General features: G+C 64.2%; 16 protein-coding genes. 8 read left to right on the top strand and 8 right to left on the bottom strand.

Features of this window, described 5'->3' with window-relative positions; genetic code table 11:
• The 7 genes from Mhypo_RS14620 to Mhypo_RS14590 form a co-directional block, all read left to right on the top strand.
• A partial coding sequence (locus tag Mhypo_RS14620; protein WP_119342022.1) for a hypothetical protein occupies positions 1 to 1223 on the top strand: 1223 nt, incomplete at its 5' end.
• 93 nt (positions 1224 to 1316) lie between these two features.
• Positions 1317 to 1832, top strand: coding sequence for a hypothetical protein (locus tag Mhypo_RS14615; RefSeq protein WP_119342021.1), 516 nt, complete (start codon positions 1317 to 1319; stop codon positions 1830 to 1832).
• 91 nt (positions 1833 to 1923) lie between these two features.
• The gene (locus tag Mhypo_RS14610; protein ID WP_119342020.1) at positions 1924 to 2427 is read left to right on the top strand and encodes a hypothetical protein; all 504 of its coding nucleotides are present in this window, start codon (positions 1924 to 1926) and stop codon (positions 2425 to 2427) included.
• Positions 2428 to 2445: 18 nt separating this feature from the next.
• Positions 2446 to 2817 carry a hypothetical protein gene (locus Mhypo_RS14605; protein WP_119342019.1) on the top strand — a complete coding sequence of 124 codons (372 nt, stop codon included), beginning with the start codon at positions 2446 to 2448 and terminating at the stop codon, positions 2815 to 2817.
• Between the two features lie 23 nt (positions 2818 to 2840).
• A complete protein-coding gene (locus tag Mhypo_RS14600) occupies positions 2841 to 4118 on the top strand; it encodes a PEGA domain-containing protein (protein WP_119342018.1) in 1278 nt (425 codons plus the stop codon).
• Between the two features lie 102 nt (positions 4119 to 4220).
• Entirely contained in the window at positions 4221 to 4781 is a 561-nt protein-coding gene (locus Mhypo_RS14595; RefSeq protein WP_119342017.1) for a YeeE/YedE family protein, read from the top strand.
• A 3-nt stretch (positions 4782 to 4784) separates the two neighbouring features.
• Complete coding sequence (locus tag Mhypo_RS14590) at positions 4785 to 5264, top strand: DUF6691 family protein (RefSeq protein WP_119342016.1); 480 nt, start codon at positions 4785 to 4787, stop codon at positions 5262 to 5264.
• A 31-nt stretch (positions 5265 to 5295) separates the two neighbouring features.
• Here the strand turns inward: Mhypo_RS14590 and Mhypo_RS14585 are convergent, their stop codons facing one another.
• From Mhypo_RS14585 to Mhypo_RS14570, 4 genes are all read right to left on the bottom strand, one after another.
• On the bottom strand, positions 5296 to 5955 hold the full coding sequence (locus tag Mhypo_RS14585; RefSeq protein WP_119342015.1) for a tRNA (adenine(22)-N(1))-methyltransferase: 660 nt from the start codon (positions 5953 to 5955) through the stop codon (positions 5296 to 5298).
• On the bottom strand, positions 5936 to 7126 hold the full coding sequence (locus tag Mhypo_RS14580; RefSeq protein WP_119342014.1) for an anion transporter: 1191 nt from the start codon (positions 7124 to 7126) through the stop codon (positions 5936 to 5938). Before Mhypo_RS14580 ends, Mhypo_RS14585 begins: the two co-directional genes overlap by 20 nt.
• A gap of 76 nt (positions 7127 to 7202) precedes the next feature.
• Positions 7203 to 7430 (bottom strand): hypothetical protein, encoded by a 228-nt coding sequence (locus Mhypo_RS14575; protein ID WP_119342013.1) that lies wholly within the window; start codon positions 7428 to 7430, stop codon positions 7203 to 7205.
• A 106-nt stretch (positions 7431 to 7536) separates the two neighbouring features.
• Positions 7537 to 7689 (bottom strand): hypothetical protein, encoded by a 153-nt coding sequence (locus Mhypo_RS14570; RefSeq protein ID WP_240637271.1) that lies wholly within the window; start codon positions 7687 to 7689, stop codon positions 7537 to 7539.
• A 113-nt stretch (positions 7690 to 7802) separates the two neighbouring features.
• Here Mhypo_RS14570 and hrpB point away from each other — a divergent pair, with 113 nt between their 5' ends.
• Entirely contained in the window at positions 7803 to 10283 is a 2481-nt protein-coding gene (hrpB, locus tag Mhypo_RS14565; protein WP_119342011.1) for an ATP-dependent helicase HrpB, read from the top strand.
• Positions 10284 to 10522: 239 nt separating this feature from the next.
• Here the strand turns inward: hrpB and Mhypo_RS14560 are convergent, their stop codons facing one another.
• From Mhypo_RS14560 to Mhypo_RS14550, 4 genes are all read right to left on the bottom strand, one after another.
• Positions 10523 to 10894, bottom strand: coding sequence for a hypothetical protein (locus Mhypo_RS14560; RefSeq protein ID WP_119342010.1), 372 nt, complete (start codon positions 10892 to 10894; stop codon positions 10523 to 10525).
• 9 nt (positions 10895 to 10903) lie between these two features.
• Positions 10904 to 12802 carry a S8 family peptidase gene (locus Mhypo_RS14555; protein ID WP_119342009.1) on the bottom strand — a complete coding sequence of 633 codons (1899 nt, stop codon included), beginning with the start codon at positions 12800 to 12802 and terminating at the stop codon, positions 10904 to 10906.
• Between the two features lie 173 nt (positions 12803 to 12975).
• On the bottom strand, positions 12976 to 13182 hold the full coding sequence (locus Mhypo_RS18610; RefSeq protein ID WP_240637270.1) for a hypothetical protein: 207 nt from the start codon (positions 13180 to 13182) through the stop codon (positions 12976 to 12978).
• Positions 13183 to 14427, bottom strand: a complete 1245-nt coding sequence (locus Mhypo_RS14550; protein ID WP_206074931.1) for a pyruvate kinase — start codon at positions 14425 to 14427, stop codon at positions 13183 to 13185. It lies immediately after the preceding gene.
• Between the last annotated feature and the right edge of the window lie 177 nt (positions 14428 to 14604).

The following is a 14604-nucleotide window of genomic DNA, read 5'->3' as shown; positions in this document are numbered from 1 at the left end:
CCCCCACTCCCGCACCGACCCCGTCTCCCCTATCGGCGGCGCCCACCATGGACGATATCGAGTTTGACCTCGACCTTGACCTGGACGCCCCGGCCCCTCCGGTACCCCCAGCCGCCGATGCCTTCGAAGAAGCGCCCACGCTGGCCCCTGAGCCTCCGCTGGTGCCGAATTTCGATGAGCCAGAGCCTTTGGTTGCTACCGAGCCCCTGCCCACGCTGCAATGGGAGGAACCAGAGCCCACCCCAGCCCCGGTAGCACCGCTTCCCGAGGTGAACCCCGAGCTGGCCGGCCTGCCGCCCCTACCTACCGAGACCGACCTAGCGCCCCCCAGCAGTGCGCCCAAGCTCATCTGGGAAACCCAGGAGGTCATAACCGCCCCCGAGATGCCCACCCCTCCGCCCAGCCCCTTGCAGGCAGGGATGAGCTTCAGCAACGCTCCCGAACCCGAAGTTTCTCCGGCTCCTGCGTATCAACCCCCGGTAGAGACGGCCCCTGCGTATCAACCCCCGGTAGAGACGGCCCCTGCATATCAAACCCCGGTAGAGGCCCCACCGGTTGCATCCGGGCAGCAGGAGGCCTCTTCCATACCAGCGGTGGAGCGGGAGATGTCGCAGATGCCCTCCATGGCGCAAGAGCCGGCCCCTGCTTCTCCGGTGGAGCCGCCGGCAGCCCCGCAGCCCGAACCCGTGGCACCGCCCATCGCGCCTGCGCCCACAGGCGTGGCAGCTATGCCCAGTGACACCGCTCCCCTCCCCAGAATGCTGCGGGTACAGGCCTGGCAGCGCCTGGTGGAAATTGGCCCGGCCCAGAGCGCCGCCCAGACCCTGAGCGAAGCCTGGCGCATGGAGGTGGGGGTGGATGCCCTGCTGTACCGTGCGGCGGACAAAGCCCTGGCCGACACCCAGACCCCAATGCGCCCTACCAAGGGCAGCCTCGAGGGCGACACGCTCAAAAGCCTGCGGGTGGCCCCATCCCAGTCGCTGCGGGGTGCGCTGGACTCCTTGCGCATGGCCGCCGACCCCGCCGAAGGGCTGGTGGTGCTCTCGCTGATAGACAGCGCCTTCGACCAGGTGATCTTCCCCGGCCTGTCCACCCTTACCCTGGGCCGGGCCAGCGGGGGCCACGCCCTGCTGACCCTTAGCGGCGACCTCAGCACCGAACTGGCCGGCAAGCTACTGGAGCGGGTGGCCTACTACCTCGAGCGGCCCATCCTGTTGGCCTGAACCGTACTTTTATCAAGCGATCTGGGCTTTTTTTCTTGAGGTTTTCTAAATCCTGGAAGACCTGCCCCCGCAACCTGGGTAACATGGGGGTTGATGAAGCGCTTTCTGAGTCTCCTGGTCATCCTGAGCATCTTTGCCCTGACCCCTGCCCTGGCCCAGTTGGGCAGCTTTGTGAGCATCCGCGCCGTGAGTGGGCTGGGCCTGGCGGCGGGCTACGGCACCCTGGGGGCCGAGGTCGAGTGGCTCGACCCCTTTACGGTGGTCTACCCCCGTGGCAGCCTGGCCTACATGGTGGGGGGTGGGGTCTGGTTGGGCGGAAGCGTAACCGGTGGCAGTTTGCAGGCAGGGGCTGCGCTCTACTCCGGCCCAGACCGCGAGGGGTTGTTTGGCGCCGTGCGCGGCGGAGGAGCCATTGTGGCCGACAACGCTACCCGGGTAGGCACACTGTTTGGCACCCTCTCGCTAAGTGGGGGCTACCGCTTCGTTACAGGGCCGCTCGAGCTAGGCTTGGAGGGCGGCGTTTTCTTCGCCAGCACCGACATCAACTCCACCCAGAGCCTGCTCTACATCACCCCCACCCTGGCCATCAGTGCAGGGTTTCGCTTTTAAGCCCTTACAGCCGAAGCAAAGTTCATTAGCTTCGCTTAAGACATACCGCCTTCCCCTATGCGGCGTGTTCGGAATGTGCTAGGCTCGAGGCATGAGAAAAATTGCCCTCGTAACCCTGCTTGGCAGCCTTGCCCTGGCGCTTTCCAGCTGTATTATCGTTGCCGATTTGCCCGTCTCCAACTTCCGCTTCGACAGCAACTGGCAGCGAAATACCGACCTTCGATACGTTTTCTGCACCAACAAAACCACCCAGATGCGCTACAAATTCCGCGCACCGGACTCCTCGGTGATTTCTTCTATTCAAGAGAGGTATGAAGGCTTTGCGTCTGGAGATACCCTTACTCTCAACCGCTCCATTGGCGATCTCACCCGCGAAGGAAGCGATCTGGTATTTGTCGGCACGCTGACTTTTGGTCAGGGTGGTGTGCCCCAGAGCCTGCCCTCGGGCGTGAGCCAGCAATCCATCATTGTCACCCCCATCACGCCTCCCCCCTCCATCACCGGTAAAACCACGGTCACGGTTACGGTTACAACCGCCAGTGGCAGGCCGTACTCCGGCTCGTATGTCTACGACGTCTACTCCAACTGCCCCTAGAAAGGACTTTTGAACCCTATGCTTCGCCCTCTCTTGCTTCTTTTGTTGGCTTTGGGCCTCTCCTCTTGCATCTTGCTGGTGGAAGACGAGCCCCAGCGCCCGGTGCAGCCGGTGCAACCCGTAACCCCGGTGACCCCGGTACAGCCCAGCATTGTTACACCGGGCCCGGGCAGCTTCACCTACCGGTGCAGTGGGGGCACCCTGGTGGTGCGCTACCTGGACAGCAACAACCTGCAACTCTTTTACGATGGGGCCTTCCAGAACCTGAGCCTGGTGCGCCGCAGCCCCACCTTGCTGTTTAGCGGGGGGGCCTATACCTGGGAGTGGACGGGCAGCCGCGGCACCCTGAGCGTTCGGGGTCAGGTGGTGCTTAGCAATTGCGCTCTGTAAATAACCCCTCTAGCGGAGGCAGTATGAAAAAAATCGTCGGTATATTGGGCCTGGCTTTGCTCTCCTCGGCCCTGGCGCAACCCCTGCGCCCACAGAGCATTATCGTGAACCCCACCCCTCCCCAGGACCTCCAGGTGCGGGTCTGGGTGGACAAAGACCCCAACAAAACCGGCAACCCGGTCTATCAGTTTGGCGAGAACATCCAGATCTCGGTTCAGGTCAGCCAGCCTGCTTATGTCTACCTTTTTAGCGTGCGGGCCACCGGCGAGATTAGCGGAATTCTCCCCAACGCCTTTGAGCAGCAGAACCTATTGCAAGCCGGCGAGGTACGTACCTTCCCCGGCCCCGGAGCCCGCTATACCTTTACCGTGGAGGGCCCGGCTGGACAGGATCGGGTGCTGGCCGTGGCCAGCCGCCGCCCGCTGGATGTCTCGGAGATTATCAACATCCAGACCGGCGAGGCCCGCATTCAGGGCCAGAGCAACCTGGCCCGTGCCCTCTCGATTGTGGTGACGCCCATCCCCACCACCGACTGGGTCACCGACGAAGCCTACTACATTGCCGGGCAGCTACCCCCACCCCCACCCACTACCGGAACCCTGTCGGTGAGCAGCATCCCCGGCGGCGCTCAGGTGCTGATCAACGGGCGTGTGGTGGGCAATACGCCTTTGTCCATCGAGCTGCAACCGGGCAGCTATAACCTCGAGCTGCGCCGCAGCGGCTACAACCCCTTGCGCACCCCCTTCACCATCCAGGCCGGGCAGGTTACCCAGCTCAATCTGCCGCTCGTTGCCACCCCACCCCCCACAGGTATCCTGGCGGTGGACAGCAACCCCAGGGGCGCCCAGGTGCTGATTAATGGCCGCCTGGTGGGCAGCACCCCCCTCAACCTCACCCTCAACCCCGGCACCTACACCGTGGAACTGCGCCGCAGTGGGTTCAGCCCCTTCCGCACCAACGTCACCGTCCAGGCGGGCCGTACCACGCGCCTCAGCATCAATTTGGTGGGCATTGCGCCGCCGCCGCAGCCCGTGCAGCCGGTTCAACCCGTCCAGCCCGTGCAGCCGGTGCGGCCTCCCTCGGGTTCTTACACCTACACCTGCCAGGGCGGTACCCTGGTGGTGAACTACATCAGCAGCAACCAGGTGCGCCTGTTCTACGACGGGGCCTTCCAGACCTTGCCGCTGGTTCGTAGCGGGGCCACGCTGGTTTACTCCAACAACACCTACACCTGGGAGATTGGGCAGCTTGGGCGCCTGCTGGTGCGGGGTCAGGTGGTCTTGTTCAACTGTCGCATCTGAAGCCTTCTTGCGCCTCGAGCCTCCCCTAAAAAATGGGCTCGAGGTTCTTTTTTGCAGATTAGTTTACAATCTTTGTCAGCTTTTCCCGCATGATGGGTTTCTATGGAATGGCTCACCCAACCCTGGCCCTGGTACGTAGCGGGCCCCCTGATTGGCCTGACCGTGCCCCTCTTGCTCCTGATTGGCAACCGGCGCTTTGGCATCTCCTCCTCGCTACGGCATCTCTGCGCGGCCCTGGGCAGCCGGCAGCCCTTCTTCCAGTACAACTGGCGAGCCGAAAGCTGGAACCTGGCCTTTGTGCTGGGCATCGTGGCGGGCGGGTTTGTGGCCGGGGCGCTCTGGGCCAACCCCAACCCGGTATCGCTCAACCCCCAGACTGCCCTCGCCCTGGCGCAGGTGGGGGTTTCGGCGGACTCGGGCTTCTTGCCCCAAGAACTTTTTTCCTGGCAAGCGGTGCTGAGCCTACCGGGGGCCTTGTTTTTGCTGCTGGGCGGGTTCCTGATTGGCTTTGGGGCGCGCTGGGCGGCAGGGTGTACCTCGGGGCATTCCATTACCGGGCTAGCCGCACTGCAACTGCCTTCCTTGCTGGCCACACTGGGCTTCTTTGTGGGGGGGCTGATATCGGCCCACCTGCTCCTGCCCTGGCTCCTTTCCTGGAGGTAAAGCATGGCCTTTCCCATACCCGATGAGTTCAAGGTCGAAGCACAGACCACAAGGCCCACCGGCAGCCTCCTGGCATACGTACCTTATTTGTTGGCGGGGGCTTTTTTCGGTATCGTGGCCATTCGCTCCGAGATTGCCTCCTGGTACCGCATCTACGAGATGTTCCGCTTTGAGTCGTTTCACATGTACGGGGTTATTGGCAGTGCGGTGTTGACCGCAGCCCTTTCGCTATGGCTACTGCGGCGGCTTGGGGTCAAATCCCGCGATGGGGAACCCCTGCGCATCCGCCCATCTGATCCGGGCCGCTACCGCTACATTTTGGGCGGAGTGGTGTTTGGGCTGGGCTGGGGGCTGGTGGGGGCCTGCCCAGGACCCATTTACGCCCTGCTGGGCAGCGGGTATGCGGGTGCACTGCTGATTTTGCTAGGGGCGCTGCTGGGCACTTATGCGTATGGCCTTGTGCAGCACCGGCTGCCGCATTGAGGAAGGCTTGTGGCGTGTGGGGGTAGGCGAACTACACACCCAATAGCGCCAGGGCCTGCCCCAGCACCTCGAGCTCGGCCCGGACTTTCTCCACCTGCACCAGCTTTTGTAAATACTGCTGCCGCTCCTGCAGGGCGGCTTCGAGCAGGGGGTGCCGGGCCTTGAGCAACAACGGCCCATAGCGCAGGGCCGGCTCGAGCGGCAACCCCGCATAGGCCGTACAAGTGCCGCGCTGTAGGGTAAGGATGCCATAGCGCCAGAAGCCCTCCACCATCTGTTCGTTCACCAGGGCGAACCCAGCAGAAAGCGCCCAGCGGCGCAGGGGTTCGGCGCTATCGTTGGGCTGGAGCACCAGGCGGGGGGGTAGCCTGCCGGGATGGGCCGAGAGGATACGAACCATGCGACCGGCCCCCATCCCACACAGGCTCAGGGCGTCGGCCTCGCCCGCCTGCAAGGCCGAAAGGCCATCGCCCAAGCGCACCTCGGCGTTCAGGCCCGCAAGGGCTCGCCTCGAGTTCTCCCAGGGTCCCCGGTTTTTCTCCACCACAATCACCCGCTCTACCCGCCCGGACAAGAGCAGATAGCGCGGCAAAAGAGCATGGTCGGCCCCGATATCGGCATGGGTAGGTGCCCTGATTTCCTGGGCTACCGCCATCAGACGGGGCTCCAATCTAGCGGTAAATCCAGCCATAGGCAAGCAACAAGGTAACCAGCGTGAGCGGCAGGCCAAAGCGCAGGTGCTCCATAAAGCCTAGACGGTAGCCTTCGCGCCTTGCGGCCTCGGCCACAATCAGGTTGGCCACCGATCCCAACAGGGTCAGGTTGCCCGCCAGGGTCGAGGCCGCCGCCAGCAGAAGCCAGCCCTGGGTGTCGCCGGCGGGGATCAGGGGGTACAACAGCAGCACTGCCGGCACATTGGAGATCAGGTTGGAGAGGAGCACCGTTACAGCGGCCAGGCCCGCCGCCGAGGTGGCCAGGGGCTCAATCCGAGCCAGCAGGCCCAGTTCCTTAACAGCAGCCGTGACCATAAAAAGCCCCGAGAACATCACCAGCAGCTCCCAGTCCACCCGCATAAAAAAGCGCTCGGAGCGAATCCGGCGGCTCCACAGCAGAAGCCCGGCGGCAATCAGGGCGGCTTGGGCCAGCGGATAGCCCAGCACAAAGGCTGTCAGCAGGGCCAGGGTAATCCAGAGGCCCTTGAACAACAGCGCCCGGTTGTAGCGGAAGCGCAGGGGCGGCAAGGGTGGCAGGGGCTTCAGGGAACGCAGCGCCGGATAGAAGAGATACAAAAGCCCCACCTGTACCAGAAGGCCCAGCAAGGCCACCGGGGTCAGGGCGGCGGCAAAGTCCAGGTAGCCAATCCGGGAGAGGCTTCCCACCACAATATTCTGGGGGTTGCCGGTCAGGGTGGCCACACTGCCCAGGTTGGTCGCCCCAGCCAGGGCCAGCAGGTAGGGCACCGGCGGCAGCCCCAGGGTGCGCGTAAGGGCCAGCACCAGCGGTGTAAAGAGAATGGCGATGGTATCGTTGAGGAACAGGGCCGACAGGATGCCGGTCCCGAACGTGAGCCATATCAGGAGGCCCAGCGGCGAGCGGGCCAGGTGCACCAACCAGTTGAGCACCAGTTGAAAAAAACCTGCATAGCCCAGGTGGGTGTTGAGCACCATCACCCCAAACAAAAAGCCCAGGGTATGGGGCTCCAGGGCCCGCCAGGCCCGCTCGAAGTCGAGCACCCCCAGCACAATCAGAAAAGCTGCGCCGGTGAGGGCGATGGCCGCCCGGTTCATGCGGTAGCCCGGCCAGTAGCCCAGGCCCAGGCCCAGGTAGGTCAGCAGCAAGACAGCATAGGCAAGGTACTCCACCCCTCCATCCTAAATTGCCCGCGCAACTGCCGGTGTAGCAAACCCGCAACACCGATGAAGCCGGAAGCCTGTTTCTTTACAGCACGTAGCCGATCCTGGTGTCGGGTTCGGTCTTGCCTGGGGCGCGCTCCTGCAACACCAGCAGCAGGGCCTGGGCCTGCTCGAGCCGCTCGATAAAGTAGCTCGAGCCATTTTCACTCAGGGCTTCGTACTCGCCGCGCTCGGCGTCCATCCGTACCGCCACCACCCGCCGGGTCTGAACAAAAATCTCGGCCCAGGGCAAGTATTCCTCGGTTCTGCTCATATCCATACAACGATAGTGGAAGCCCAGCAAAAGCGCTGTCGAAAATAGGCAGCAAAACCCCTCTGGGCGTTTCTTGGACTGCATGAGTCCAAAAAATTACGCCGGCCTATCGCAGCGCCATCTGCCCCAGCAACTCGCTCAGTCCAATTAGGCTACCCGTCATCACCAGCGTCAGAATCAGCCAGACCGAAATTACCTCGCTAAGGGCAGGCGACTCGGTGCGCCAGAACCGGGGTTGCCGCACCTGTTGGGCAGCCACAAGCGCTGCAAGTACCAATAGGAGGAACCACAACAGTCCAAACACCTTAGGCCCAGGGTAGCAGCCCTGCCTGAAGGGGCCTGTGCAAAAATACCAGAGCGAAAGTAGGGGCCATGTCCGAAGCCAGCCTGCCCATATATTCCGTTCTACCTGCGCTGCGAAACGCCCTGCGTTCGCACCGCACGGCAATTCTGCAAGCCCCCCCCGGCGCGGGCAAAAGCACGGTGCTACCCCTGGAGCTGCTGGAGGAGCCCTGGCTTTTGGGCCAGAAAATCTGGATGCTCCAGCCCCGCCGCCTGGCCGCCCGCAACGCGGCGGCCCGCATGGCCGCCCTGCTGGGCGAGGAGACGGGGCAGACCGTGGGCTACCGGGTGCGCTTTGAGAGCCGGGTAGGGCCCCAAACCCGCATCGAGGTGCTTACCGAAGGCATCCTGACCCGCCGCCTGCAAAAAGACCCTGGCCTCGCAGGGGTGGGGCTGGTCATCTTCGACGAGTTCCACGAGCGCAGCCTCCAGGCCGACCTGGGCCTGGTGCTGTGCCGCGAGGTGCAGCAGGCCCTGCGCGAAGACCTGCGCATTTTGTTGATGTCGGCGACGCTGGATACCGAGGGGCTGGGCCGGCTGCTGGAAGCCCCGGTCGTGACCGCAGAGGGCAGGCTGTACCCCGTAGAAGTCCGCTACCTACCCCGCGACCCCGAAGGCCCCCTACCCGGGGTAGTGGCGGGGGCGGTCTCGAGGGCCCTGGCCGAGCACCCGGGCGATATTCTGGTCTTTCTGCCGGGGGTGGGCGAGATTGCCCGCACCCAGCGGCTTCTGGCTGAGCGGCACCCCGAGGTGAAAATTACCCCGCTCTACGGCGACCTGCCCCTCGCGGCCCAACAGGCGGCCATCCTGCCCGATCCGCAGCGGCGCAAGGTGGTGCTTTCGACCTCCATTGCCGAGACCAGCCTGACCATCGAGGGCATCCGGGTGGTGGTGGACTCGGGGTACTCGAGGCTCCCCCGCTTCGATGCGAAAAGCGGCCTCACGCGCCTGGAGACGGTGCGCGTCACCCAGGACGCCGCCGAGCAGCGCAGGGGGCGGGCCGGGCGGCTGGGGCCGGGGGTCTGCTATCGGCTGTGGAGCCAGGCCACCCATGGGCAGCTCCTAAAAGAGCGCAGGCCGGAGATTCTGGAGGCCGACCTGGCCCCGCTGGTGCTCGAGCTGGCCCAGTGGGGCGTGCAAGACCCCCACAAACTGGACTGGGTCACCCCACCCCCCGCCGGGGCCCTCCGGCAGGCCCGCGCACTCCTGGAAGCCCTGGGAGCGCTGGAAGGCCAGGCCCTCACCGAACGGGGCAAAGCGATGCTCGAGTGGCCCACCCACCCCCGCCTGGCCCACCTGCTACTGGAAGGCCAGGCCCTGCGGCAAAGCGCTCTGGCCGCCGACCTGGCCGCGCTGCTGGAGGAGCGCGACCCCTTGCCCAGGGGGGCCGGAGCCGATGTGGGCTTGCGCTTACAGGCCCTGCGGCACTGGCGCCAGAGCGGCAAGCCCCTGCACCACGCCGAACCGGGGGTGCTGGCCCGCATCGAGCGGCTAAGCGAACAGTGGCGGCACCGCCTGGGGGTGGCTGCGGACAACCATCCACCAGAGGAACGCCGGGTGGGCATGCTCATAGCAACGGCTTACCCCGACCGGCTGGCCCGCCTGCGCGAAGGGGAGCGCCTGCGCTACCGCCTCTCGGGGGGGCGGGGGGTGCGCCTGGACGAGAACGACCTGCTGGCCGGCACCCCCTGGCTGGCCGTGGCCCACCTGGACGCAGGCCAGGAGGAGGGCCGCATATTTCTGGCTGCTCCGGTCGAGCCACAAGACCTGGCGCCCTTGGCCCGGCCCGTCGAGACCGTAGCCTGGGACGCCCAAACTGGGGTTCTGCTGGCCCAGCGCGAGCTGCGGGTGGGGGAGGTGGTGCTTTCCAGGGAACCCCTCCCCCGCCTTGATCCAGCGCGGCGCCTCGAGGTGCTGTGCCGGGTGGTGCGCACGGAGGGCCTATCGCTTTTACCCTGGACGGAAGAGCTGCGCCAGTGGCAGGCCCGGGTTCTCTGCCTGCGAAGCTGGCGGCCCGAGGAAGGCTGGCCCGATGTTTCCGACGAGCACTTGCTGGATACCCTCGAGGACTGGCTGGCCCCCTGGCTGGAGGGAGTCTCGCGCCGCGCAGATTTTGCCCGCCTCGAGCTCGAGCGCATCCTGGGGGGGCTCTTGCCCTGGCCGCTTCCGGCCCGCCTGGACGCACTGGCCCCCACAAGGCTTCAGGTGCCCAGCGGTTCGCGCGTCAGACTCACCTACTACCCCGATGGTAGCCCGCCGGTGCTGGCGGTAAAGCTACAGGAAATGTTTGGCCTGGCCGATACCCCCACGGTTAACGAAGGCCGCACACGGGTGCTGCTGCACCTGCTCTCCCCGGCCCAGCGGCCCATCCAGGTGACACAAGACCTCAAAAGCTTCTGGAACCACACCTACCCCGAAGTTCGCAAGGAACTGCGGGGGCGCTACCCCAAACACCCCTGGCCCGAAGACCCCTGGAACGCCCTACCCACCCGCAAGACCAGGCCCCGGTAGAACTGAAACAAGGGTTCGAAAAGATTTTTGCATTGCCCAGTGCTTCAAAGAACGCCTTAAGACGTAATACCAGATTCGGTTAGTTCGTCACCAAAGGGTGACGAACTAACCCGACCGAAGGGAGTGCTCTAGGATTCAAAAAGACAGCCTCTGGTGTTTTTGGTTTTGTAAACTGTCTTTTTGAATCCGGTATAAGAAGACCCCCAGGTTTGTTCCTGGAGGTCTGGATTTGCGGGAGGCTAGATTTCGATGTGCTCCAGCCGAATGACCTGATTCTGCAGGGCTATCTCCAGATGGTACTTGCCCCCCTGCGGCACCTCCAGCCGGAACGAGCCGGTCAGGCTGATTGGAGCCGTCAGTTGGGTTTGTTCGTTGTGCAGGGCGGTGCTGCCCTGAATCTGGGCGAGCTGGCTGGGGTCGGCCACGATATACCCTTGCAGGTAGGCTTTGTGGTTATCCGGTTTCAGGCTCAGGTCGAGGTAGAAGTCGCCGGCCTTGTACAGTTGTGACCAGGCTCCGGTGAAGTTCTGATGGCGTACCGCCAGCGAGGTCTTGCGGGAGTCCATCACCAGGATGGCCTGCAGTTGGGGTTTCTTGGATTCGATCATCATGGCTACTCCTTAGTTCCCCGAGACGGCCCAGGTGATGGCGGCCTCGAGCAGATGCAATCCCATATTGGTCAGGCGGGTGGTGCCGGTGCTGCTGGGGAAGAACCCCACCCGGCGGGCCGGAGCGGTGCCGCTTTGCATGGCGGCCCCGATGTCGTAGCCAAACAGGGTCGAGCGGGTGGTGTCGGAGGTCAGGCTGGCCACGCTCACCGCCCCAGAGGCTACCTTGCCCCAGTTGAGCGCATCCGAGCTGCTGTAGATGGTTGAGTTGAACAGGGGCAGGCCCGCCGCGAGGGGGTGGGTGTTGTTGAGCAGGGTGACCTGGGTCTGTCCGGTCTGGGTGTTGCGGTCACCGGATTTACTCCCGGTCATGCGCATCTCGTCAAACAAATCCCAGTGCATCACCACCGCCGGCACGGCTACATTGTTGAATTTGGTGCTCACGTCGCCCGGGGTCACGCTGCCCGAGATCAGCACCACATCCCGGCCCGTGGCGTCGGAAGCCGTACTGGCCTTATGGTCCCTTACCGTGACGGTATAACCGATGCTCTCCAGGCGGGTTCGAATGGCCGCATCGCCAGCGCTCAGGTTGGTGTTCCCCACCACCAGGATGGCTTGCTTGCGCTGCACATCGGGGGCCTTTTGCAGCAGGCCCACGGTGTTGACCAGCCCCCACTGCACATTGGAAGTACCCAGGTTCACGGCGGACTGCTCGAGGTAAGTCCCCACACTGCTCTTGTTCACCGTCTCGGCCAGCGCCAGGGCGATGGCCCCGGTCACCTGCGGAGTGGCAAAGGAAGTGCCGGTGTAATAGGCAAACCGGTTGTCGGGGTAGGCTCCGGCAATCAGCATGCCGGGGGCCACGAACTCCAGCGAGGGGCCGCTGCAAGAGAAGAGGGAGAGGGCCAGGGCACTGCTAACGCTGCCCACGCTAACCAGGAACCGGTGGTTGTTCACGCCGTTGCTGGCCCAGGCGGCGGGGTAGGTAAGGTTGCTGTCGCCGGTGTTGCCCGCCGAGGCCACAATGTAGATGCCCTGGTTGGTCGCGCTGTTGATGGTGAGCTGCAGGGCGGTGTCGTTGACGGTGGTGCCCAGCGAGAGGTTGATCACCTGGGCGCCCATGCTCATGGCGTGTTGGATGCCCGAGATCACATCGGCCACCGTGCCGGCCCCATCGCCATTCAAGACCCGGATGGGCAGGATGGTGGCCCGCGGCGCCACCTGCAAAATCAGGCTGGCTACCCCGGTGCCGTGGCCGTACATGGCGCCAGCCACTTCCTGGGGAATGGCGTCCAGGCCCACGAAGTCGTAGTGCTGGTTATTGGGGGCCAGCCGACCCACAAACTGGGGGTGGGCCAGGTCAATCCCGGTGTCCAGCACCGCCACCTTGATGCCCTGCCCGAAATTGCGGCTGAGGGCCTGGGCCTGGGGCACTTTGGTCAGCATGAACTGGAAGCGGTTTTCGCTGGGGAGGGCGGGGATGGTGCTGGTGCCACCGGCCCAGCTATTCCAGCCGCCGGCCCAGCTATTGAAGCCACCCGCCCAGCTATTGAACCCCCCGGCCCAGGAGTTGAAGCCCAGGGCGGTGGCCGGGGTACGCACGGTGGCGTTGGGTTGCAGGGTGGTGTTTTGCAGCGAGACCCCACTCCCCTGCAGGGCCGCGGCGGCCTGGCTGCTGAGCTTCAGGATGGCCTGCGCCTCCAGCCAGGCAATTACCTCGCCCCCATAGCGTTGGGCCAGGCGTTCTGGGGTATCGCTTGCGGTGATGGGCACCGTCAGCAGGTAACCGTTATCACTGGGCGGCATGGCGGTGGGTCTGTTTGGGCCACCGCAGGCTGCCAGCAGTGCCAGCAGCGCCGGTACGAGGGCTCGGTAGAGCCAGATATGGATGGAATGGCGTTTTTCATGCATAGGCGTCGCCCCGTAGAGTTCTTGCTGATTCCAAGCCTAGGGAAAAAGCCCGCCGTCCAGTGCGAAAAAAACCGTTACATGCCCCCGCACGTAACGCCAATCTAGGAAAGTACCTCCCAGAAGCACTTTCGGAGGTGGGACGTTATCGGCGTTACGGGGAAAACGGGGTTGTATTAAGACCAGACCTTGAGGGGGCGCATCTTGGGGGTTTTTTTGTACTGGTGGTCTTGCATTCGCCGCAGCACTTCCGTGAGCACCCGGATGCCCTGCTCGAGGTAGGGCCCCTTGTTGAGCATGACGCACTCGGCCCGGGCGGCCAGCACCGCGTCCGACACCTCGGCGCGGGAAGGGGTGCCTTTCTTGACCAGCCGATCCAGCACCTAGGTGGCCCAGATGACCGGCACCGAGGCTGCTTCGGCCAGCCAGAGGATCTCCTCCTGCATCTCGGCCAGGCGTTCGTAGCCGAGTTCTACCGCCAGGTCGCCCCGGGCAATCATGATGGCGGTAGGCCAGCGCCCGGCGGCTCGCACCACCAGTTCGGGCAGGTTGCTCACCGCCAGGGCCGTCTCGACCTTGAGCACCAGCCCGCGCAAACGGTAGGGCTGGCGAGCTTCCAGTTCCGAAAGCAGGTGTTCCACATCTTCCGGCCGCTGCACGAAGGAGTACCCCAGCAGGTCGGCGTTGCGAAGGGCAAACTCGAGGTCTTCCAGATCCTTGGGGCTGAGCGGTTCGATATCCAGCGGGGTATCGGGCAGGTTCAGGCCCTTCTCGGGTTGCATTTTGAAGCCCTTGGGAGGCGTACTGACCACCCGCAGCAGCACCGCCTGGGGTTCGACTTGCTCCACGCGGGCCTCGAGCTTTCCCTCATCCATAAAAACCCGGTGGCCCACCTGCAATCCTGCAAGCACCTCCGGTAGTCCTATCCTTGCGCAAAAGGGGTAGCGATCCCCAAGGTTTGCCTGGGCGGTGAGCGCGAGCAGGTCTCCGACAAAAAGCCGCCGCTCGGCCCGCACCCCCAGGGTACGCAGGCGGGGGCCGCTCAAATCCATCAGGATGGGAATAAAACGCCCCTCGGAAGCCCGGCGCACCTGGGCTATCATCCGGGTCCAGACGTCCGGGTTGCCATGCCCGCAGTTGATTCGGACGGCATCTATGCCCGCCGCCACCAGTCCCGAAGCCAGGGCAGCGTCGGTAGCAACTTCCTCCGGCAGCGTGACCAGGATGCGGGGGCCCCTGCCGGGACCAAAAAGCTCCACGGTAGCGGCCTCGAGCAAAGCCTCCCGGGCAAAAAAGTCTTCTGGTCGTGGGTAGGGCATCTTGCCATGACCCAGCATCCGGCTCAGGGTGGCCAGCAGCGCCTCGAGTTTCTCCCGCACCCTGGACTCGGCCCGCCCCAGCGAGGATAGCCCCAGCCGGGCCAGTTCGCGCTGAAGGAGGCGCAGATCGTGCTTGCGCAAGGCCAGGTAGTCGGCCAGGTTGCGGGCCGACCGAGCAAACGGGGGCCGTTTCAGGTAGGGCAGCCAGCGCTGGTATTGCGCCGCGCCCTCCTGCTCTACCTGCGCCCGTAAGGTGGAAATTTGCCGGTAGAGGGGCTCGAGAGCAGCGCGTTCCTCTGAAGCTTGCATAATTCGAGATTCGAGACGGCTCGACACCTGGGCCCCTATCTAGCCCTTGCTAAGTATCTCCACATCAGATTTTTACCTCTACAGCCCCCAGTAGACCTAAGGCATGCAAAAGGGCTTGCTTGAGTTGCGAGAGGCAAGCGTAATGACGGCGGGGCAGGAGGAAGGCTTTGAGCTTTT

Source organism: Meiothermus hypogaeus (assembly GCF_003574035.1).
GTDB classification, from domain to species: domain Bacteria; phylum Deinococcota; class Deinococci; order Deinococcales; family Thermaceae; genus Meiothermus; species Meiothermus hypogaeus.
The sequence above is the reverse complement of the archived record's forward strand: the minus strand, read 5'-3'. Positions and strand labels throughout refer to the sequence as shown.

What these genes read in the sequence shown, in the direction of transcription:
- Mhypo_RS14615 (WP_119342021.1), top strand. Translation starts at nt 1,317, where the DNA reads ATGAAGCGCTTTCTGAGTCTCCTGGTCATCCTGAGCATCTTTGCCCTG.
- Mhypo_RS14610 (WP_119342020.1), top strand. Translation starts at nt 1,924, where the DNA reads ATGAGAAAAATTGCCCTCGTAACCCTGCTTGGCAGCCTTGCCCTGGCG.
- Mhypo_RS14605 (WP_119342019.1), top strand. Translation starts at nt 2,446, where the DNA reads ATGCTTCGCCCTCTCTTGCTTCTTTTGTTGGCTTTGGGCCTCTCCTCT.
- Mhypo_RS14600 (WP_119342018.1), top strand. Translation starts at nt 2,841, where the DNA reads ATGAAAAAAATCGTCGGTATATTGGGCCTGGCTTTGCTCTCCTCGGCC.
- Mhypo_RS14595 (WP_119342017.1), top strand. Translation starts at nt 4,221, where the DNA reads ATGGAATGGCTCACCCAACCCTGGCCCTGGTACGTAGCGGGCCCCCTG.
- Mhypo_RS14590 (WP_119342016.1), top strand. Translation starts at nt 4,785, where the DNA reads ATGGCCTTTCCCATACCCGATGAGTTCAAGGTCGAAGCACAGACCACA.
- Mhypo_RS14585 (WP_119342015.1), bottom strand. Translation starts at nt 5,955, where the DNA reads ATGGCTGGATTTACCGCTAGATTGGAGCCCCGTCTGATGGCGGTAGCC.
- Mhypo_RS14575 (WP_119342013.1), bottom strand. Translation starts at nt 7,430, where the DNA reads ATGAGCAGAACCGAGGAATACTTGCCCTGGGCCGAGATTTTTGTTCAG.
- hrpB (WP_119342011.1), top strand. Translation starts at nt 7,803, where the DNA reads ATGTCCGAAGCCAGCCTGCCCATATATTCCGTTCTACCTGCGCTGCGA.
- Mhypo_RS14560 (WP_119342010.1), bottom strand. Translation starts at nt 10,894, where the DNA reads ATGATGATCGAATCCAAGAAACCCCAACTGCAGGCCATCCTGGTGATG.
- Mhypo_RS14555 (WP_119342009.1), bottom strand. Translation starts at nt 12,802, where the DNA reads ATGCATGAAAAACGCCATTCCATCCATATCTGGCTCTACCGAGCCCTC.
- Mhypo_RS14550 (WP_206074931.1), bottom strand. Translation starts at nt 14,427, where the DNA reads ATGCAAGCTTCAGAGGAACGCGCTGCTCTCGAGCCCCTCTACCGGCAA.